Raw genomic sequence first — 21,291 nt, 5'->3', positions numbered from 1 at the left:
GGCGGGCTCAGGCCGAGGCGATGAGCGAGCCGTCGGGGCCGCAGCGGCGCCAGTGGCCCGACCAAGTAACGATCGGCTCGGCCGCGGGGTCGCGAATGAGCAGCGCCGAGTCGTCGTCGACGAACCACACCCCTTGGCCCGAGCGGCGAGCGCCCTGCGATAAGTATCCGCTCAGCATGCCCGGGCATCCGCTCGCGCCGCTATGCCGATTGGACCCGCGTTATCGTGTGGTCAAGCTTGGGACTTCTCATCGTCGGTATCTTCGGCGGCGCCGCTGTCTACGCGACTCTGATCTGAAACCAGCTCTGAGAAGCTGACCTCTGTCGCGACGCGGGTGAACGTAGTCGTGTCGCCTTCCTGGGCGCTGATTCGGAACCGCCCGAGGAAGCGGTAGTAGACAGAACCGAATACGGGGTCACGGAACTTGGCGAAGACGATTCGCTCAACGTCTTCGTATGCCCCTGTTTCCCAATCACCCAGTCGGCGCTCAACGATCGTTCGCCCATCGTCCAGAAGGCGGTTGTCCCAGTCGGCTCGCCGAGGAGAACCTTCTTGCGCGAGATACGGCATCCACACCTGCCGACCGTCTCGGAGACGCAGAGTGGCTCGCTGCCAGTGCTTGTGCCGATACCCGAACAACCGAGTGACGTCGGGCATGCGTTGCATCTGCGCCTCGTCATCGATTGTCAGTTGCCCGCGGGCGACCCAATGCTCCGGATCGTGGCGGGAGCCGTACGAGAAGGGGGCAAACGAGCCTGCGGACACGGCTGTCCGCTTTCGCCGGCGGACGTCGTCGATAAAGCCGTCCACCGTGGTGCGGAACTCGTCGCGCGTCTTGAGGGAACCGATCCCGAGCCTGACGAACTCTAGTGATGTGAGGTCGAGGACGCGTTGCTCGCGCGCCTTGTCAGCTTCCCTGCCCTCGGACGAGAAGTGGTGCAACTCGTCCACCTCGACCGCAAGTCCGAACTGCGGAAGGTAGAGGTCAAGGAGCGCCAGTCCCCCGCTCGTGTGGACGGCCTGTTGAGTGACCAGCTCAATCTCTGGGTCGTCCAGCCGATGCAGAATGCGGCTGATCGCGTACACCTCGTGCTTCTTGTTCTGGATCTTCTGCAGCATCCGTGCGTAATAGTCCAGTTCGGACGGAGCAACGCGCGGCGACCGCTTTCGCTTTGGCTGCTGCAATGCGCCCGCGTCAGAACTCGTCATGCCGCTCCGCCTGTCGCTCGATCATCGTCACACCCTACTCATCGGCCTGTGCTGTATGCCGCCCACCCGCGTCGTCGAATCAGGAAGCAACGACGAGGAGGCGCGCGCGCAAGCCCATGCCTGGCTCGACGACGTCTCTCTGCCACCTGGCGCAACCGACGCTGCGCCGAACGCGGCCGCGCTCAACTCATACACGGGCTGGCCGTGCGGGCCTGTTGCCGAGCTGGAGGCATTCTGGCTCGTGCCGGATGCCACGCTCCGCGAGACCGCCGAGTGGATTGATGCGAACCCCGCCGGTGACCTCATGTCAGTCTGGGGAGAGCATCGACCCGAGAGCATGAACTACGACGGGATGATGCTCGGGTTTATCCCCGAAGTCGGAGCTCAAGAGGGAATCGTTTACACGCTCACAACCGCGCCCAATGGCATCTTGGTGCGCGCAGAAGTCGCGGCCCAGACGTCTGATGCTTCCTGTCCCGAGCTGCCCGAGGGCGAACTGTACGGCCCGCCTGGGATGGGTTGATCCCCCCGACGACTCAGGCCGACGCGATGAGCGAGCCGTCGGGGCCGTAGCGGCGCCAGTGGCCTGACGAGATGACGGTCGGCTCGGCTGCGGGGTCGCGGATGAGCAGCGCCGTGTCGTCGTCGACGAACCACACGTCTTGGCCCGAGCGGCGAGCGCCCTGCGACAAGTTCTGCTCGGCATGTGCGGGCATCCAGTCCGCACCGAGATGCCCGGCGAAAAACCAATCGAAGAGTGCAACGGCGGGCGCCGCATCCTCAAGCCCGAACATCTCGAGCTCGTCTTGGTCGTTGAAGTCGGCGGGCCACCGATCCAGGCGGCGAGCGAAGATCATCGATCCCGCACTCCACCCGACGTACACCTTCTCTTCGAGCAGCTCGGCTAACACCGGTGCCAAGCCCGTTGCGTGCCAGGTGTGTGCCGCCCACAGGTTGCTGCCGCCGTAGCCGAGGATGACGTCGGCTGAGCGCAACCGCGACTCCACCAAGGCCTGCGGGCCGGCGAAAAGCGATGCCACGTCGAACTCGGCCCACCCGAGCGCGCGCAACCCTTCGAGGTGCGTCACGAGCATCGAGCTGTCGCCCGGAAATCCGAGAATCGCGTCGATCACCACGACGACGCGGGATTCGCTCAGCGGCTTGCCGAGCAGGTCGACGAGCGTGTCACGAATCAGGTCGTTGGCGATGCCGTTCGAGGTGAGAAGCATGCGCATCGGCCCAGGGTATAGCAGCGGATCGGCCGCGTTCGAGGGCTCGGACACGCGGCGGGTACCCTCGGCTCTGTGTCGATCCCGCTGAGCCCCGTCGAGGTTCCCGCGCGCGTGCGCGAGCTTGCCCGCGGCGCGGACCTCGAGCCGGTGTGGATCAACGGCGTGGGCGGGGTGACGTTCCGCACCTCTGACGGCCGTCACATCAAGTACGGGCCGCGCCATGCCGAAACCTCGTTCACGGCCGAGGCCGATCGGCTGCGGTGGGCGGCAGTGTGGGTCACCGTGCCCGAGATCGTCAGCGAAGGCAACGACGAGACGCACGAGTGGCTCGTGACGACCACCATCCCGGGCGAATCCGCGGTCGCCCCGCGCTGGGTCGAGGACGCCGCCGTGGCCGTCCGGGCTGTCGGCGAGGGGCTGCGCGCGCTGCACGACACGCTCCCCGTGGCAGAGTGCCCCTTCGACTGGAACACGGCCACGCGCATCGCGAATGCGGCCACGCGTGGCATCCGAATCCCCGATCACTTGCTCGAGGCACCGCCCGTCGACCGACTCGTCGTGTGCCACGGCGATGCCTGCAGCCCGAACACGCTCATCGGCGACGACGGGCGATGGGTGGGTCATGTCGATTTCGGGGCGCTCGGTGTTGCCGACCGCTGGGCCGACCTCGCCGTGGCCGCGTGGAGCACCGAGTGGAACTACGGCCCGGGCTGGGAGGGCGCCCTCTACGACGCCTATGGAATTACGCCCGATGCCGAGCGCATCGCCTATTACCGCGCCCTGTGGGATGCGACGTGACGCCGGTCACCACCCCATCGTGCCGGGGCTGCCCTTGAACGGCCCGCGAATCTCGGGCGTGATCCAGCCCCCGTAGAACTGGCCGGGTTGGGGTGTTACTTCGACGCCGTCGACGGTGCAGCGATCCATCATCGCCGGGTACACCGCGACCCGATCGCGCAGGGCCTCATAACCGGGCAGCGGGGTCGGGTACCCCCACGCCGCATGCGGACGGGTCTCGCCCCCGCCATGCACGTCGAAGTAGTGAGCCGTTCCCTTGAACTCGCACGCCGATCCCCCGGGCCCCGGAGTCAGCGCCCCCGCGACGAAAGCACTCGCGGGCACGTAGTACACCGGCGGATGACTCGTCTCGAGTACGCGCACGACGTCGGTGGTGTCGACGATCACCTCGCCACCGAGCGTGATGCGCACGCGGCGATCCACGTGCTCGACGCGAGGCGGCCTCGGGTAATCCCACACGGATTCTTCGCCGGCTGAGATCGGTTCGGGATTCGGATGCTTCATGATGCGCCCTCCGCGGCCCAGCCTACGAACGCACCACGCGTCACGGCCCGATCTCAGCGACCTCTCAGGCGCGCCCGGCCCCCGCGCGTGCGCGGACTGTTTGACTGGCTGCATGTCATCGGTGGCGATGTTCCCTCTCGGCTCGGTGCTCTTGCCGCACACGCCCCTCGCGCTGCGCCTGTTCGAGCCGCGATACCTGACGATGCTCGGCCGCCTGCTCGACGAAGAGAACCCGCTGTTCGGTGTCGTCATGATCGAACGCGGGAGCGAAGTGGGTGGCGGCGACCAGCGCAGCCGGATCGGTACGCTCGCGCGCATCGTGCAGGTCGAGGCCGCCGCCGACGCGATGCACGTGGTTGCCGTCGGTGGCGACCGGTTCGAGACGACGCGCTGGCTCGATGACGATCCGTACCCGCTCGCCGAGATCAGCCCGCTGCCCGTGCTCGAGTGGGATGACGCCCTGCTCCCCCTGCACACCGAGGCCGAGGCTATCGTGCGCCGCGTCGTCGCGCGCGCCACTCTGCTCAGCGAACGCATGGATGAGGCCCTCCCCGATTCCGCGCCGTGGAATGCACTGCGATGGGATGCCGCGACCGAGCTCTCCGAAGACCCCATCGAATCTGCGTGGCAACTGGCGGCGATCGCGCCACTCGGCGACTTCGACCGGCAGACGCTGCTGCGCTCGACGACGGTCGGCGGGCTCTTGCGCCAGGTCATCGATCTCACTCTCGAGCAGGAGGCCGTGCTGACGGCATCCGACTCCCTGTGACCCCAGGGGCCGCTGCGCCTTTGTCCAACCGCACCACGCACCCCACCCGTTTTCGTCGGCGCGAACGATCGCGCGGGCGCCGCGTCGGGAATGATGGAACCGATGCCTACAACGACAATCCTCCGCGGCGGTCGCGTGATCGACCCCGCCGCGGGAACCGAGCAGATCGCTGATGTCGAGATCTCCGCGGGCCGGGTCACACGCGTCGCACCCGCCGGTCACGCATCGGCAGAAACCCCGGCCGACGCGACCATCATCGACGTCACGGGTCTGATCGTCGGCCCGGGATTCGTCGACCTGCACAGCCACGTGCACTCGATCGCCGGTCAGCGCCTGCAAGCCTTCGATGGCGTCACCACGACGCTCGACCTCGAGGCCGGGCTCATGCCCGTCGAGAAGGCCTACGCCGACGCCGCCGCCGCGGGCCGCGTGCTGCACTACGGGTTCTCGGCGTCGTGGACCGACGCCCGCGGGCAGGTGCTCGCCGGTCTTCCCGCGCGCGCCGACTTTCACGACTCGGCCGCGCTGCTCGGCAACCGCGACTGGCAGCGCACGTCGACGCCGCGCGAGCTCGCGACCTGGTTGGACCTTCTCGAGGGCGAATTGGATGCCGGGGCCCTCGGCATCGGCGTCCTCATCGGGTACGCCCCGCTGTCAGACCCGGACGAGTATCTCGCCGTCGCACGCCTCGCCGCACGGTCGGGCGCCCCGACTTTCACACACGTGCGTGACTTGATCGAACTCAACGATGCGACCCCGGTCGACGGATCGTTCGAGGTGGTGCGCGCCGCGGCCGACACCGGCGCTGCGATGCACCACTGTCACGTCAACAGCACGTCACGCCGGCACGTCGATCGCGTGCTGCGCACGCTTGACGAAGCGACGACGGCGGGGAGCCGCGTGAGCGTCGAGGCCTACCCGTACGGGATGGGCAGCACGAGTGTGGGGGCGGCGTTCCTCTCCCCCGAAGCGCTCGCGGCCACCGGTCTCGCGCCGTCGAACATCGTGATGCTCGGCACCGGCGAGCGCATCGCCGACGCGCGCCGACTCAACGAGATTCGCGCGCTCGAACCGGGTGCGACGTGTCTGCTCGAGTTTCTCGACGAACGCGATGAGGCCGATCGCGCGATCCTGCGTCGCGCGCTGGAGTACCCCGACGCCATCGTCGCGAGCGACGCCATGCCCGTCGAGTGGCAAGACGGGCGCAGCGACACCCGCGAGTGGCCGCTGCCGCCGGGGGCGTCGACGCATCCGCGCACCGCGGGGACGTTCGCGCGCAGCATCCGTCTCATGGTGCGTGAGCACGGACTGTGGAGCTGGGTCGAGGCCTTCCGGAGGGCCTCGTATCTGCCCGCGCGGGTGCTCGATGAGGTCGCACCCGACATGCGCAGCAAGGGGAGATTGGATGCCGGTGCCAGCGCCGACATCGTGGTGATCGATCCCACGGCCCTGACCGACAACGCCAGCGCTCTGGATCCGGTACGCCCGTCGACCGGCGTGCGACACCTGCTCGTCGACGGCGAGTTCGTGATCCGCGATGGCGCTCTCGACGAGTCGGCCTACCCCGGCCGGGCCGTGCGCGGCCTTCCCCGCTGACGCCAGCGTCAGTCGTCGCGACTCGTCGCCCTGAGCGTGCCAATCCGCCCCTTCTCGGGGCGAGGCGGTCCGGCGCGGGGTGCACGGTTCGCGGTGTCACCCGCGCCGACGCGATTGCTGCGCTCAGTGAGTGCGACAAGCGCAAGATGGCGGTCGGCCGTCCAGCAGATGAGACGGCCGCGTTGGTCTTTCGTGCGGCCGAGGATGCCAGCATCCGCGAGCTCGTTCAGTGCTCGATGCGCGGCGGTCGTGGATACCCCGTGGTTGCGCGCGACGCTCTCGATGGTGAGCACGGGCTCGGTTGCGAGCGCGGCGAGGATGCGGAGTACCACCGCATCCCGCCGCGGAACCGCCGGAGTGAGCTCGTGGGCGCGACGATGGGCGACGAGGTCATCGAGGGATTGCTGATCGAGCGCGGCAACTTCGTCAGCGAGTCTGACGGCGTTGGAAGACGCGAGTTCCGTTGCCCGCGCGAAGCCGATAACCCATTCGTCAAGCCGAGGTGGGTCGGCACGATAGGCCGTCAGACCGGCGATGTAGGTGTCGGTGTCACCGGCGAATACCGTGCTGATCGGGATCAGGACGTTGCGTAGCGCGTCCGCGCGGCGAAGTACGGTGTGGATCAGCGCGCGGCCAGTGCGACCGTTGCCGTCGATGAACGGGTGGATAGCCTCGAACTGTGCGTGCGCGATCGCGGCGCGGACGACCGGATTGCCTGTCGTCTCGCTGAGGAATGCGGCAAGGTCGGCGACAAGTCGTGGCACCTCCGACTCAGGCGGCGGAACAAACTCGGCGCGCAAAGGGCTCCACCCTGTTCCGCCCACCCAGTTCTGCTCGGTGCGCAGCCCGGGTTCGAGTGTCGGCTCGATGACATGCTGCAAACGCTCGATGTCGGCGCTCGTGATCAGGCGCGTTCGATCGGCAAGTGTCGCGATGGCTTGCTCTGTGGCTCGCACGTTGCCGATGACGTCGAGGGCAACCTGGGGCCCCTGCTCGAGCACTTCAGCGATCGCCAGGCGCTTCGGCGTGACACGGTTTCCCTCAATCCACGAGGACGAGATGCTCTCGGAACGGATGAGGAGATGGTTGAGGTAGGCACCGCTCCGGCTGATCCGTTCATCGGCCCGCGCAAGAACGGCGAGCGCGTCCTCGGCTGCAGCGCGCGCCTCATCACCGAGATGTGGGAGCCCACGACCAAGTTCGTCGGGGATGTAAGCGCGGAAGCGGCCGGGCTCGCGATCGCGGCGGCTGAGTTGCCCATGCTCTTCAGGCGCCCAGAGACGCTCGACATAGCTCGCCATTTCCACCTCCGCAGAGTTTCCGACGTCCGCCCTGATATTAACTTTAGATTGCTTAACGTTAATATCTTATCGTGCAGCGTTTTCCTGCGTCATCGGCCGTCTTTGTGAGACACAGTGCGTAGCATCCGCGCTTCGAGCCTCAACCGCGCATAACGTGGTTGTCATCGCGGCGATCCGGGCGGTCCCGGGCTCCTGCTCATACCCGGCAGCGTTGCGGGTTCGACTCCCGCCGTCGCGTCGATTTCGGGCAGGCCACTCGTGCTATCCCGAGGCTCGCGTTGAGGGCGATGACGGCGGTGATCATGCTGCAGTCGCTCGTGTTCGGTGATGGGGGCGCGACCGCGCTCGGCACCAACGTGCTCGTGAGGGCGGTCGTGCCGATCGCCGTCGCCGTCGGGGTGCGGGCGCTCGCGATGCGGGCGGGGGTCGAGCGACACGCGCGCACGACGGCGGGTGTTGCCGCGGTGTTGTCGGTGCCGGCCGGCACGCTGGCGCTGGTGGCGCTGTATGCGGTCGGGGGTGCAGGGTCAGTGGATGCCGCGGCCATGGCAGCCTCGATGACCGGCGTGCACCTGCTCATCGGTCTCGGAGAGGCGCTCATCACGGTGGGCGTGCTCTCGGCCGTCATGTTCTTCGCGCCCGGTGTCGCCGAGCGGGACGCGCGGGTGTCGTCGGCCACGGCACCGCGGCGGGCTGTGGTGACGCTGTCGGGTGCGGCTCTGGTGTTCTCGACCGCGCTGGCCGCGATCGCCGCGTCGACGCCGGACGGCCTCGAGTCGGTCGCGCTGGCGTACAGCCTGCCGTCGGGCGACACGGTGATCGCGGGCCTGCCGCTGCTGAGCGACTACGGCGCAGCCGCCGGCACGAGCCTCCTCCTCGTCGGCGCCATCGGCGTCCTCGCCGCGGGCCTCCTCACCTCAGGCCTATCGGCCCCGCTGCTGCGGCGGGAGGCGGACGCGCGGGCGTAGTCTCGCGTAACGCGAACTTGCGCGAACGTGTGATTATTCGCACATTCGGGTGATGTGAGGAAAACCGCACATACGCGTGCAAGTCACGGCTGATCGACGTGTGCACCCACCGAACCGTGGCCCGCGGTCTCCGGCGCGACTCCCCCAAGGAACTGCTGGCTGTGCCGCCGGGGCTCCCCCTCACGGAGGTCGCCGGCGCGACAGGAGGCGCGCTCGGGCTGCTACGTTCAGCTCGTGACGCTGGAACTGGGGCCAGACGACAAGCGCATGCGCCTGCGCTACGCCGGGACGTGCCGCTTGTGCGGTCGCGCGCACGCAGCCGGCGCCGATGCCATCTACGAGCGTTCGCTGAAGTCGATCCGCTGCGTGGAGTGCGAAGCACCTGCGGGCGAGGTCGGCGACGGGATTGCGGGAGCGTCAGCCCGCCGCGAATACGAGCGTCGGAAGGATGCCCGTGAGCAACGCATTCGTAGCGACCATCCGAAGCTCGGGGGTTTGATCCTCGCTCTCTCGGAGGATCCGCAGAGCACGAGAGCGTGGGAGGCCGGCGCCGTCGGTGAGGAACTGCTCGCGAAACGGCTCGCCGATCTCCCCGACGCCTTCCGTGTGATGCACGACCGTCGAATCCCCCGCACGAAGGCGAACATCGACCACATCGTGGTCGGACCTTCCGGAGTCTGGGTGATCGACGCCAAGCGGTACAAGAACAAGCGCCCCGAGCTGCGCGTCGAGGGTGGGATTCTGCGCCCTCGCGTCGAGTCCCTCCGAATCGGCGGCCGCGACGGCACGAAGCTGGTCGACGGCGTTCGCGCCCAAGTCGACCGTGTTCGCGATGCGCTCGCAGACGATGTCCCGCCGGTGATGGGCGCGCTCTGCTTCCTCGAGGCGGACTGGCCGCTCGTTGGCGGTTCGTTCGTCGTCGACGCCATCCACGTGGTCCGGCCGCGCCTCCTCATCAAACGCATGATGGAGGCGCCAGCGGTCGCCCTCGATGTTGAAGCGGCCGCGTCGCGACTCGCTCGCGCGTTTCCTCCCGCGTGATCGCTCGATCCCGCGCAGCCGCGAGCGGGTCTGGCGTGCGAGCGTCGAGGGTTGGTTCCTAGCGGTGCGATCGTCGTCGGATGTGGCACGATCTACCTATGCCCGGATCCATCCACGTCCACATCGTCGAAGGCACACGGCTGAGGGTCGATGTCGTTTCCGACCAGGGCGCAACGCTCGCGCTAGCAGGCGATCTCACCGACCTCGAACCGATCGTAGAAGTAGGTGGAACGCTCGAGGCAAATCCAGCACTTCGCAGCAACCTGTGGGCCCACGCGAAGACCTGGTATGCGGCGCGAACAGCGTCGAACATGGACGCACTGAGCCTCGCGGATCCGGCTGAACAGAAGGCGGCCCTCAAACTGGCCGATGACGCAAAGCGTTTCGCGGAAAAGCGCGCCGACGCCTACGCGAAGGCCGCTCAGTGGATCGCGGACGTCGCTGACGACGTATCGAGCCTCGATGTAGTCGAAGGCTGGTGCTCATCCTGTTTCACCAAGGCAGAGCATCGCAAATCAAATCGCCCGGCCGGTCAGCTCGCAGTCTACGTCTGCGGGGGATGTGGCTCGCCCACTCTCCCGTGCGTCGCCGTCGGATGCACGCACATGGCCGTGCGCGATCGGGGAGCTATTCGTGTCCCGCAGTTTTGCGCGGAGCATCGCCACGACATCTCGGGGTTCGAGAAGGCCCAGGGCACGATCGGCGAGCTCAATGACTATGAAGAGTACCTCCAGTACGAGAAACCCGATCTCAACAGGGCGTCCAAAATCGCAGTCGGAAGCGCCGTCGCCTTCGGAGTCGCTATTCCGCTCGCGCTTCTCGCCGCCCCCGCAATTGGCGGCGCGATCGGCTCCATGGGAATCTTCGGCGGCTTCTCTGGCGCGGCGGCCACCTCCCACGGCCTCGCATTGCTCGGGGGAGGGAGCCTCTCGGCAGGTGGGCTCGGCATGGCCGGCGGGACGGCCGTGGTCACGGCCGTGGGAGCATCCGTCGGCGGCGCACTCGGCGCCTCAGTTTCGCACGCCTACCTTCGTGAGGATAGGTCATTCCGTATCGAGCTACTCCGTCCCGGCAAAGGTGGCACTCCGGTGGTAGTTGCAAACGGCTTCCTCACCGACGGCGCTGGCGAGAAGTGGGGAGGCTGGAGGCAGATTGTGGACCGGCGGTATCCCGACTCCCCCGTCTACCGAGTGCGATGGGGTTCGAAGGAACTCCGCGATTTCGGCATGCTCGGCGGCGGTCTCGCTGCCAAGGCAGGAGGGGTCGCGGTCGCGAAGGGCGCTGCTGCGCTCGGCACGAAGGCGGGTGCCAAGTTCCTCGGCAACGTTATCGGGCCTGCGATGATCGCGACCGACGTCGCGAAGAATCCCTGGCACGTAGCGAAGACCAGGGCCGATAAGACCGGAGTCATCGTAGGCGACCTGCTTGCACGCACCGACGCAGAATCCTACGTGCTCATCGGCCATAGCCTCGGAGCACGTGTTATGGTCGTCGCAGCCGAGACGCTTGGCACGAAACCGGGCGGGCCCCGAATCGAGTCTGCCCATCTACTGGGCTCCGCGATCGGCGCAAAGAGTAACTGGGATGCGCTGACTGCCGCCGTGGACGGAGTCGTGTACGGGTACCACTCGACCAACGATGCGGTTCTCAAGTACGTCTATAGGACCGCGCAGATTGGCGAAACCGCGGCGGGTCTGACGGGCTTCACGCCAGCTTCGCCGAAGCTGCAGAACATCGACGTCTCCGACAAGGTCAAGACTCACTTCGATTATCAGGACAGCGTCAATCTCGAACCATGGCACGCAACCGGATAGGTGCGCGTCAAATGCAAGGGACAAAGCACTCGTAGCGGACGTGTTCGAGCCCGGCTACCGCGGAAGCCAGGCTCCCGCTCTAGAGCGGTCCAACAAGGCACGCGACTGCTTCAAGAGATACGGTGCGCAACTACGAGCGCAGGGAGATGAACGCTCGGAGTGCGCCAACGCTTGAGAATACGTCGTACCCGAGAACCTTGAGTCGGTCTACCGCGTCAGGTTCGTCACGCTCGAGCACGACGGGGTTGCCGATGCCCTCCTGAAGCCCGCTGGGCCAGAACGCGTCAGCATTGCAAACGATCTCTCCGCTGGCTTCATCGACGACCTCGATACCAAGATCCGGCGTCGCGTAGCCCTCGGATTCCATCCACGAAACGAGCGCCGCGAGTTCTGCATCTTCGACATCTCGTTCGTCGTCCGCTAGCACGACCGCCGACCCCCGAGCCAGCTCATCAGCCGCACCACGGCCTGACTCGAGTTCACCGAGGAAGACGTTCATTGACTCGGCGAGCAGCTCGCGACGCGCTGCGAGGAACTCACGGAAGGCCGAGACCTCCCAAAGTGCTCGATCGTCCGACACCCACTGACTCTCGAGTGCGCCGGGGAAGGAGGACTCGACCTGAGGCATGTACGTTGCGGGCGGAGTCGCGCTGATGTTGATATTCGTGTGCTTCGTCAAGAAGCAGAAGTTGGCGACGGCGTTCACTTCCCCGCGGCTATACCCCGCTGCGTAGAGCTGCGCCTTCGGGAAGATGTGGTGGACGTCCAACGACGTATTGTGCCCCAGCAGTGAGCTCGAGAGCGGGACTCCGGTCCCGAAGTCCCGCGCAGAATGGGTCCGCGTGAGCAGGTATAGAGTCGGGTAGAAGCGGGACCCCATCGAGTTGCCCGCAAAGTCGCTCGCACGCACAGTCAGATCGCCGCGAGACTGACGAAGTGTGCCGAAAAGTCCCTCGACGCCGTCACGATCGACGGCCTCGAGGTCCTGCGCCAGCGCGGACTCAGATGATCCGGCGTAGCGACCCCACATACCGGTGTGAACGTACCAGGCAAGAAGCCTGCTCTGGATCGCGGCATCCGGGAGCTTGCCGCCGTTGAGGTGGGAGAACCGTGCGAGCAAGACGAGCGCGTACTTGCTGAACAGAACCCGATCATGGTCGAGACCAAGGCGTCCCGAAATCACATCGAGCCATCCGCTGACGTACTTCTTCGCGAGCTTGAGCCCTTCGCGAACGTCCGCCACGGGCACGGTCGCGAGCGCTGTGAACGGCGCGTTCCCAGTGACGACACCGTTGACGACTCTGAGCAGCCAGTCGAGCTTGAACCAATAGCCTGCCTGCCGCCACGTCGCGAGCACGGCGTTGAACTCCTGACGCGCTTCCGGCCAGGAGGCACAAACCTTGGCCAGAGCCAGGTCACCCTTTGAGAGCTTCGTGCCGCCGGAGTTGACGCGGTTGAAGATATCGACGACGACGTCGATCGTCATCCCCGGTCCTACAACCTCCTCAATGTGGAAGTCGCGCTTGTCGATGTTTGCCACCGCCATGAGACGGTTGAACAGCTCGCCCTGGCGCTGAGCGTCCCCCGCCGCCAGAGTCATCATCTCGGGGAAGAACGCGCCCGGCCCGTCCTTGAAGAGGGCGCTCACGTTGATCCACGCCGGATCGCTCTTCATCTTCACCGGAGCGTAGAACTCGAACGACTCGTCCTCAACGTTGAAGTAGAGCCCCGTGAACGCCTTCTCGTTACCCTCGAAGAACTTCGGCGCCTCGCCGCGGATCACCCCGTAGAGGGATGTCACCCGCTGCTGCCCATCGAGCAGGAGCTTGACCGTTCCATCCGTGCTAACACCACCGCGCGCGCTCGCGGTATCCGCCGGCGTATTCCAGGTCATGAACCCGCCGACGGGGTAGCCCCGGTAAAGCGACGTGAACAGCCCCCGGACCTGATCGTTGTTCCAGACATACCCGCGCTGGAACTCCGGAAGCGCGATGTCACCTGAGTCCACCTGATGGAGCAGGTCGCTTACCTTCATTGAGGGTTCCTTTCTGAGGAAGAGTCGCGCATCGGCGATCGCTCTGCCGGAGGGAGTAGTTTCATCCCATCAGCCTTTCGAGGTACACCTCGGCTGCGCCGCGCGAGAGCTGGTTGTGCCACTTCTGATTCGAGTAGGTGCGGAGGCAGGAGCTGCAGCTCGTCTCCGGTCCGCACTCGCAGGTCGCCACGATCTCCAACGCGCGCCTCAGGACAGACTCCATGTTCTCCGCAATCAGGACGGCGTAGCCCGCACCGCCCGGAACAGTGTCCATAAGCACGAGCTCCGGCATCCCGTGCGCGAGCCCTCCCGTCACAGAGCCATCGACATTGTCGCGCGCGATCTGCAGCGACTCGCTGACACCTTGGAGAACCGAATACAGCACGGAGTACGCCATCGCGTGTCGCTCCGCGACCGTCGAACCGGACCAGGGAACACCAAGTGACATCCGGACGACGTCTGTCTCGTACCTGTGCCCGAGCGTCCAGGGATGGAAGTGCCCCCCACACGGTTTCTGGGTTCGCACGTTGACGTGGGACTTCGGCGCCTCGGCAATCCCTGTTACGCCGGCCCCGCACCACTCGCACAGTCGGTACCCGAGCTCGCCTGGCCCAAGGTTCAGTCGCACGAGGCGCGCTCGCTCCTGGACCTCGCACTCGACAGGAGCTCCTCCGAGGGTGAGAGTCCTCTTGAATGTGCTCTTTCCAGGCTCAGCCACATGAGTTTCGCCTCGCCAGCTTGTTCGCGGGGGCGCGTCCCCTGGTTTTCCAGGGGTAGGCGCTGTGATGAACCCGAAGCGCGGTTCCATGTACTTTCGCCGTGCTCCGTCGGGCGCAGTCGCGCAGTCAGGGCAGGCACCGAGGTCCTCGCCGAGCTTCTCCCAGTAGCGGCCGCAGTTGTCGCATGTCGCGAAGAAGAACGGCTGCCACTCTCGGTTGTGGCGGGTGGCGACACCCGCCGAGGTCCACAGCTGCCCGCCCGCGATGATGGCGGCGCCGGGTGCATACTCGAAGATCGCTTGCGAGAGGTCGCGGGTGAGATCGAGATCGGATGCTGCGCCAGGCGCACCGAGTGGCGGCTTCATTTCGACGGTGTCCACGGGGAACCCGTACTTCGGGATCAGATTATGGTTCGCAAGATAGCCCAGCAGCGCGGCACTCCGGATCGTGTCGAGGATGCGGCCGTACCGGTCGCCGAGGAATCCCTTTCGTGCTTGGTATGCGGCGAGCGATTCATCCTCGTAGAACTTCGTCTCGTCACGATGTTCCTGCTGAACCGCGGCAAGGAGGTCCCGGAGCTCTGCGGACCAACCGTCCCAACGGGTGAGGTCGGTGCCACGAATGGCCGCGGGCAACACCCGCTCGATCGAGGCCACGAGCTCAGCATCGGGCATCTCGACGAAGGCAGCGAAGAGCTCCGCGCCTGTTGGCTGGCCAGGCGCACTGTCGAAGAAGTCACCCACGGTTCGATAGATGGTCCCAGCGTGAGCGAGCTGATCCCGGAAAAAACGTGCGAGCGCAATCGAATAGATATGACGCTCAGCGATGCGGTCGTTATCGATCGGGACCACAGGAGGCCGCACGGCACCGCTGATCATCTGCTCGGGGCGCGCGAACGCCGCCAAGTCATGCGGCCGCCGTTGTGCGTAGGTCACCGCGAGCGCAGCGTTGTCCGAGCGACGTCCGGCCCGGCCAGCGCGCTGAACGTAGTTCGAAACGGTGGGTGGAACGTTCCGCAACACCACGGACTGCAGTTCGCCCACATCGACACCCAGCTCGAACGTCGTGGAGCATGAGAGTACGTTCACGCGTCCGTCGATGAAGTCCTGCTGGATCTCTGCCGCACGTTCGGTGCTCCACTGCGCGGTATGTTCCATCGCCGACAACGGGATGGGGTCGAGCTGACGATAGAGGGTTCGGTAGTGGTCGTCGTCATCATGCGCAGTGGCAGGCAACCATGGCTCGAGCGATCCTGCGCATCTGTAGGTCGGGCAGACCCCGCGCACGTTCTCGGAGGAGACGGACCGGCACACTGAGCATCGCCACACGCCCGCGGCTTCCGTCACAAGCCGCGCTTCGAACATCCTCGGGTTGAGTCGGAGCAACTCTCCGAGCACCGAGTCGATTGTTCGCTCGAACCACACGGATGTCGCTGCTGTCGAATGGGTAAGAGCGTCAAAGATGCCCTCGAGGAACCCATCTGCCGCCGCTGGATCCGCACCGGCCGCAGCGAGCACGCGGCGGAGGTAGTCCGATCGCGCATTTCTGCCTCGCGTTGGCACCCAGCTGAGAATCTTCTTCTTCGCGTCAGACCCACGCTTGCGTGCATAGATCGGTCCGAGCCGCGGTTCAAAAATCGCGTCCTGAAGGTTCACGTACTCGAGCCCCGCAACGGCACCCTGGTGCCGCAAGGAGTCAAGCAGCGTCTGGCACAGAGAACGAATCTCTTCCGCGCTGAAACCCAGCGCCGTCAATGGTGGCATCGGCGGAAGCGTGCCGACGTCTCGCAATCGCCACCCGACCAGCCCGACGCCCTCGAGAGAGATTCGTCGGTCAAGACCCATGAGCTCTGCCTGCAGCCAGGTCTCTGCAGTGCGTTGGCGCGTGAGGTCAGTTTCCAGGGAGTCGAACACACCCGCTCGTGACGCCAGGTCGCTCGAGATCGCGGCAATGTCCTTGCTTGCCGCCGCCTGCCCGCCGAACTGACCTTTCTGAATCGCGGTGAAGAGAATCCTCCGCTGAAGTAGCCGACCGTAGGAGTCCTCCAGGTAGGGAGCGAAGAAGGCTGCCTGCTGACGGCTGTCGCTGAACGCCAAGAGCTTTCGCCCTCCGCCAGGCATGCCGACCTGGTCCACGGACGGAGCGGGCAGTTCGGGGTAGAGCGCGGTCACGAGCACCGAGACGGACGCGTCGTTTCCGCTTTCGAAGCGTCGGATCAGGCGTGGTCTGCTGCCACCACACTGCACGCACTTGCGGGGGCTGTCCGCAGATCGGCCCACCTGCACGATTGTTCGCGTTGCTGTTCCCGCGCATTCCCCACTCATGCAGGGGCTGCCCACGTTTTGGCTGAGTGCTCCGCACCTCGGGCAGAGGGCGAGCGCCGCGCCAGCGCCCGAGCCCGAGCCCGAGCCCGAGTGCGCCTCGTCCAGCAGGACGACGTCCTCGTCGAATTCGGCTTCGTCCCCCGACCCGAGGGCGAACCACGCGATTCGCTGGTCGTCACCGCTCTTTGGTGACAGCCTTCGTGTCTTCCCTGTGATCTCCACCGACCCGACGAAGTGGACGGCACCGCACATCTGGCACGCGGCCATCTCGAACACCTGCCAGTCGCAGGTGGCGCACCGTTCGTGTCGGCTGAGCGTCACATGTGGGCCTGCGGGCGAGAGGCACAGGAAGGCGCCTTCAGTCGCTCGAGCGAACAAGTGGTATTTCGCGGAGAGCACTGGTTCGCCGTCGGGCATTCGCTGGCTCGCCCCCCAGGTGACCAGGCGCGTGATCTCCGCTACCGACGGCGGAGCGACCAGATCTAGCCGATGTGCGATGTCGCCGACAGTGCGGGCACGATCCCCCGCTAGAGCGCGGATCCCCGCGAGTCGCTCTTCACCGACCAGAGCGCCTGCGAAGTCCTTCGCTGCGCTCCCACGTGCATGTGCCGCAGCCAACAGCGAGTCAGCCGATTCAGTTGCCAGCTCTGCTGCTGTGAACCGTCCCCACGTCGGAGTCCCGCCGAAGTCCACGCGACGTGCAGAGATGACGTCCGCCGGGCCAGTCTCGCCCGCTGCGAAGGGCAGACCGAACAGATCCTCGGCGAACCGTGCCGCGCGGGCGGAATCGTTGCCTACCGTCGCACTCGTCGCAATGGCTTGAATGCGAGAACTCGCACCGACGCGCTCGCGCAGTCGGCGCAGCAGGAATCCGACTTCCGCGCCCGACGCGCCGTCGTACACGTGGGCCTCGTCGACAACGATGAATTGCCAAGTACTCTTGCCGCCGGGCGACGCGAAGAGCTCCATGTCTTGCGGACGGAGCAGCAGGTACTCGAGCATCGCGTAGTTCGTGAGAAGAAGATGCGGCGGCGTGGCACGCATCTGCTCACGACTGAGCAGCTCGTTGGGCAGCATCGGCTGCCCCGGGAACTGCTTGCTGAACCTCTTCTGGGCGTACTCTGTGGTCTGCTCGGTATCCCCCGTGTACCGACCGAAGGTGATCTGAGGCGTGTTCGCAAGCAGCGAGCGCAGTCGTTTCAGCTGATCGTTCGCCAGCGCGTTCATGGGGTAAAGAAGGATCGCGCGCACCCCTGCGCCCAGCATCCCGGCCTCGTGTTCACGGAGCAGCCGATCGACGACGGGGAGGAGAAAGCTCTCGGTCTTTCCCGAACCTGTCCCGGTTGCGACGACCACGTTGCGGCCGGCATGGATCGCACGGATCGACGATTCCTGGTGCGAGTAGAGCGGTCTCTCGAGAGGGAACGACGGTGAGGCCAGCGATGCAAAGCTCTCACACAGTATGCCTTCGGCGATCAGATCCGCGGGCGCAGCGCCCTTAACGAAGGGTGGGGTCGCCTCCAGATAAGGTCCTTTGACGAGCTGCTGGGCCGCCTCAGTCTCGATCGCCTGATGCAGCGCAGTCGCGATCGCAGCGTCGTTCGGCGTGACGAGGGAGCGGAGATAGCGCCGGTACGCGGATGAGACGGTCGCAGAGACGGCGACCGGATCAATTGCTGTTGTCATGTTCGTTCCACCTCGTGATCCAGAGTTCAGCAAGGCCGAGGTCCTGCTGGACGATGTCGGGAGCTGCCTCCGCAAGTCGCATGTATGCCTTCCTGAGCCTGGAAAATGCGCGACCGGACGCGACTCCGCCGCGCGCGGCAGCCCGCGCTACAAACGCGCACGCCAGCGACAACACGGGCAGACTCATCCATCCGTCTTCGCTCGCGCGCACGTCGATGGGCGTCGTCGCGTACGCGCCCATATCTGCGGCCACCGCGGCGCGGGCTTCGGCGATCAACGAGCGGGACACCGCAATAACGGCGTCCATCGCCAGATCTCTTCTTCGGTCGAAGAGCTGCTTGCTGGCCTGCGCTCGCGAGTCCTTGTCGAGCAGGCCCTGGGGCAAGAGGTTGGCGACCGCCATCATCGCGTCGATGCGTTCTTGCGGCATCCGATCGAGCGCCCGAGTTGCCGGTCCGAACATGCCGACGGTCGCGAACGGGTCGACGCCATCGTCGAGTATCGCTAGAGATGGCGCGCCCGCGTACGCAATCAGGTTCGCACGGAACTGCTCCCGCCCTTCCCCGATGTGCTCGTCCGTGTCTGCCACGATGCCGAGAGCCGGGCTGAACGACCACAGCAGGTCTGACGACTTCCAGGCCTCGCGCGGTACTGTGACGACATCTGCTTCAACGAACAGTCGGAAGAGGTCGTGTGCATCCGCCTGCGAGTGGAGCACAGCGTCGACGACGTGGGCACGGCTCGACCTCACTGCCTCGGCAAGTTCGCTTCGGAGCTGGTCGACATCCCGTCGCATCGCGAATCTCGGTACCAGCGCGTACACCTTCAGAGCGATGGGCAGGCTCATGTCCGAGGCCGGACATGGGGCGCGACCGGCGAGCCAGCTTCTGAATCCAGTCTCGGGGCGGTCGACTGGCTCGATCGGATCGGCCCACTCCGCCGAGAAGGCGTTTCGGGTGGACCAGTCGGCGAGGTCGGGCACGTCGAACGGCACCCACGGATTCGCGACGTAAACCACGAACGTCGCCGCGCCCTCCCGGAGCACCGATTCTGGCAGGACTGCGCTTGTCTCGCCCGCCGCAATGTCGATGCGGACCGGCGGCTGCCACGGCGCAAACCGTCCGTAGGCAAGAATCATCAGCCCCTCGACCGGCGTCGCCTCCGCGAGCGAAAGGATGCCGTCGCTCACAGTAACGCCGGCAGCGAGCTGCCGAGGGCGCACGTAGGCGACGGGAATTGAGCGGTCGTCCGCAATGAGCCTAAGCTGCGCAAAACGGTGCGCGTCGAGGGTGTCGCTCAGCTGCCCGAGCGAGAACACCCGAAACTCCCCGGTGTGCTGAGTGGAATCGATCACCTGCACGAGTCGGTCCCCTGCGACCGCTGCAAGTTGGGTGCGACGGGTCCCCGGCGGAACATCGACGCGGAGCGTGGTGTCGCGCAGCAACTCAAGGTCGAGAGGAATCGGGCCACCTGACTTCCCGCGGGGGATCGTTCCGGCAGCGCTGACGGCCATGGAAGGCAGGCGAGCTGTGAGCTGGAGCTCGCCAGCTGAGGACCGCAACGTCGTGGCCCGCCGCCAGCGGTGAGGCTCGAAGGCAATCCCCAAGCCTTTGACGCCGTCTTCGCCCGGCCGGATGCGCAGCTCGGCGTGCTCGAGTCCTTGCCCATCGGACCGCATCCAACGGAACGCCGTAGAAGGTTCCGTAGAAAATCCCTGTGCAACGGCCACGGGAAGGACTGCGCCTCGCCCCCACGGACCGCGAACGGTGATCAGAAAGTCGCCGAGAACAGGCCCGGCATCTGCCGGCCACGGATCGACCATCCGAGCCCCACCGGCGACCGTGAATTCTCGCGCCACCAGCACCTCACCATCGATCGTCGCAATTGAGACGTGCCATTCAAGTGTGCCTTCGCTCCCTGTCCCCGGGAGTTCCACGCGTGGCAGGGTGCTGAGCACCCGTCGCCCATCGCGGGTCTCCAGATGCGGGATGCTGTCGCCCTCAACGAGCCGCGGGCGCCGCGTCGTCGAGACGTAGCGCGCGCGTATGGCATCAACAAGAGAAAGCCGGGCAGCGGTGGATAGGTCGAGCGCGGCGAAGCTCCATCCATGCCACCCATTCGGCGCGGCAGTCTCCTCGACTACGACGATCGGCGCATCAGAGCTGAGCCGGTCCGCGATCGCCGCGCCGTCGTCGTTCGGAAACGCCACCCATACACGCCCTCGTGGCAACGTGTTTCGTGCGGGGATCAGCTGCTTCGACTCACCATCGAAGACCAACAACGGGTCGTCGACGTCAACGACGTCGAGGTCCCACGTCTGGTCTGATGGCGACACGTGCACGACGACGCGCTTCACAGGAGCACGGAGACCGATGAATTTGGGCTCCACGAGGTCGCCCGGCCACGGTGCAGGAGACTCGATGCGTTCTCCCATCCCGTCTGCGCTCACCAGCCAGTCCACGTCCGACTCGGTGCTGGCCTCGAGCGGCGGGAGGCGGACCTGAACGCCGCGCTGGGGCGAGAACGAAATGATCGGGGCGGAGTCCAACGCCCTGCGACCGCGGTCGCGACCGCGTGAGCGGGAGTTGGTTCTGCCGACCGCATCTGCGATTTCGGATAGGACCGCCGGCGCTAGGCCCGTGTCGCCTCCGCTGGGGTGCGCGAGTTGATCGAGGGCAACAAGGCACCGCTCCACGAAGTCCTCAGCGATCTCGCCCGTTTCCGTGAGAAAAAGCCACGTCGGCACATCGATTCCGCGCGAGATCGCAACCTGTTGAGAGGAGCCCGTAATCCACGTGACAAAGCTGCGCGCGTCGCCTGAGGGATTCTGATCGTCCCAACGAGCCAACACCGTTGCGAATGACCGGGTGCTCTTGATCGGGATGCCGCCGTGGAGCAAGATCTCGCCGACATGCCGACGCGTCGGCAGCGTGAATCGGGAGAGCCCCAGTGTCTTCAGACCGTAGCGGAATGACTCCGCCAGTTCGGACTGACGGTTGCCGTCGCTGCGCGCGTCGAAGGCGGCGAACGCATGATCCCAGTACGTGCCGGAATCGTAGTCGCGGGCTCCCACAGCACACAGGCCTGCGAGGAGAACAGCACGGTAGGTGCGAGCAAGACGTGTGCGTTCGCGGGCCGACGTCAGTCGTATCCAGTTGAGGCCGAAAATGCGGAACGCGGCGAGGGCTTCCTCGGGGTTGACGTTCGCTTCCGCTACCAACGAACAGCCGACCATGCGTTTACGCCAGTCGCTTTCCCACTGGTCGAAGATCTCGTTAGTCACGACCACCATGTC

Annotated in this window: 15 protein-coding genes; 7 read left to right on the top strand and 8 right to left on the bottom strand. The window is 65.9% G+C overall.

Annotation, left to right across the window (positions count from 1 at the left end; genetic code table 11):
* Window positions 1-7: 7 nt before the first annotated feature.
* Window positions 8-178 (bottom strand): hypothetical protein, encoded by a 171-nt coding sequence (locus ON062_RS12385; protein ID WP_274647464.1) that lies wholly within the window; start codon window positions 176-178, stop codon window positions 8-10.
* A 53-nt stretch (window positions 179-231) separates the two neighbouring features.
* Window positions 232-1,209, bottom strand: a complete 978-nt coding sequence (locus tag ON062_RS12380; protein ID WP_274647463.1) for an AbaSI family restriction endonuclease — start codon at window positions 1,207-1,209, stop codon at window positions 232-234.
* On the opposite strand from ON062_RS12380, the gene ON062_RS12375 reads away from it, so the two are divergent.
* Window positions 1,208-1,732, top strand: a complete 525-nt coding sequence (locus tag ON062_RS12375; RefSeq protein WP_274647462.1) for a hypothetical protein — start codon at window positions 1,208-1,210, stop codon at window positions 1,730-1,732. The genes ON062_RS12380 and ON062_RS12375 overlap by 2 nt on opposite strands.
* Window positions 1,733-1,745: 13 nt before the next feature.
* On the opposite strand, the gene ON062_RS12370 is transcribed toward ON062_RS12375, so the two are convergent.
* Entirely contained in the window at window positions 1,746-2,444 is a 699-nt protein-coding gene (locus tag ON062_RS12370; protein ID WP_274647461.1) for a Type 1 glutamine amidotransferase-like domain-containing protein, read from the bottom strand.
* Between the two features lie 69 nt (window positions 2,445-2,513).
* Between ON062_RS12370 and ON062_RS12365 the strand changes: the two genes are divergently transcribed.
* Window positions 2,514-3,239: an aminoglycoside 3'-phosphotransferase gene (locus ON062_RS12365; protein ID WP_274647460.1), complete on the top strand. Its 726-nt coding sequence runs from the start codon at window positions 2,514-2,516 to the stop codon at window positions 3,237-3,239.
* Between the two features lie 6 nt (window positions 3,240-3,245).
* On the opposite strand, the gene ON062_RS12360 is transcribed toward ON062_RS12365, so the two are convergent.
* The gene (locus ON062_RS12360; RefSeq protein ID WP_274647459.1) at window positions 3,246-3,743 is read right to left on the bottom strand and encodes a DUF427 domain-containing protein; all 498 of its coding nucleotides are present in this window, start codon (window positions 3,741-3,743) and stop codon (window positions 3,246-3,248) included.
* 112 nt (window positions 3,744-3,855) lie between these two features.
* Between ON062_RS12360 and ON062_RS12355 the strand changes: the two genes are divergently transcribed.
* Window positions 3,856-4,512 carry an LON peptidase substrate-binding domain-containing protein gene (locus tag ON062_RS12355; RefSeq protein ID WP_274647458.1) on the top strand — a complete coding sequence of 219 codons (657 nt, stop codon included), beginning with the start codon at window positions 3,856-3,858 and terminating at the stop codon, window positions 4,510-4,512.
* Between the two features lie 102 nt (window positions 4,513-4,614).
* Entirely contained in the window at window positions 4,615-6,108 is a 1,494-nt protein-coding gene (locus tag ON062_RS12350) for an amidohydrolase family protein (protein WP_274647457.1), read from the top strand.
* Window positions 6,109-6,116: 8 nt separating this feature from the next.
* On the opposite strand, the gene ON062_RS12345 is transcribed toward ON062_RS12350, so the two are convergent.
* A complete protein-coding gene (locus tag ON062_RS12345; protein ID WP_274647456.1) occupies window positions 6,117-7,409 on the bottom strand; it encodes a Fic family protein in 1,293 nt (430 codons plus the stop codon).
* A gap of 158 nt (window positions 7,410-7,567) precedes the next feature.
* On the opposite strand from ON062_RS12345, the gene ON062_RS12340 reads away from it, so the two are divergent.
* The 3 genes from ON062_RS12340 to ON062_RS12330 all read left to right on the top strand — a co-directional run bounded on the left by ON062_RS12340 (window position 7,568) and on the right by ON062_RS12330 (window position 11,232).
* Window positions 7,568-8,377: an energy-coupling factor ABC transporter permease gene (locus tag ON062_RS12340; RefSeq protein ID WP_306802549.1), complete on the top strand. Its 810-nt coding sequence runs from the start codon at window positions 7,568-7,570 to the stop codon at window positions 8,375-8,377.
* Window positions 8,378-8,611: 234 nt separating this feature from the next.
* Entirely contained in the window at window positions 8,612-9,418 is an 807-nt protein-coding gene (locus ON062_RS12335) for a nuclease-related domain-containing protein (RefSeq protein ID WP_274647454.1), read from the top strand.
* A gap of 98 nt (window positions 9,419-9,516) precedes the next feature.
* Window positions 9,517-11,232, top strand: coding sequence for a DUF726 domain-containing protein (locus ON062_RS12330; RefSeq protein ID WP_274647453.1), 1,716 nt, complete (start codon window positions 9,517-9,519; stop codon window positions 11,230-11,232).
* A 130-nt stretch (window positions 11,233-11,362) separates the two neighbouring features.
* Here the strand turns inward: ON062_RS12330 and ON062_RS12325 are convergent, their stop codons facing one another.
* From ON062_RS12325 to ON062_RS12315, 3 genes are all read right to left on the bottom strand, one after another.
* Window positions 11,363-13,267 (bottom strand): DUF262 domain-containing protein, encoded by a 1,905-nt coding sequence (locus tag ON062_RS12325; protein ID WP_274647452.1) that lies wholly within the window; start codon window positions 13,265-13,267, stop codon window positions 11,363-11,365.
* A gap of 61 nt (window positions 13,268-13,328) precedes the next feature.
* Window positions 13,329-17,996, bottom strand: a complete 4,668-nt coding sequence (locus tag ON062_RS12320) for a DEAD/DEAH box helicase (protein ID WP_274647451.1) — start codon at window positions 17,994-17,996, stop codon at window positions 13,329-13,331.
* Window positions 17,980-21,279 (bottom strand): hypothetical protein, encoded by a 3,300-nt coding sequence (locus ON062_RS12315; RefSeq protein ID WP_274647450.1) that lies wholly within the window; start codon window positions 21,277-21,279, stop codon window positions 17,980-17,982. Before ON062_RS12315 ends, ON062_RS12320 begins: the two co-directional genes overlap by 17 nt.
* Between the last annotated feature and the right edge of the window lie 12 nt (window positions 21,280-21,291).

It is taken from the genome of Microbacterium sp. C7(2022), assembly GCF_028823665.1.
Taxonomy (GTDB): domain Bacteria; phylum Actinomycetota; class Actinomycetes; order Actinomycetales; family Microbacteriaceae; genus Microbacterium.
This window is presented reverse-complemented; position numbering and strand designations above follow the sequence as displayed.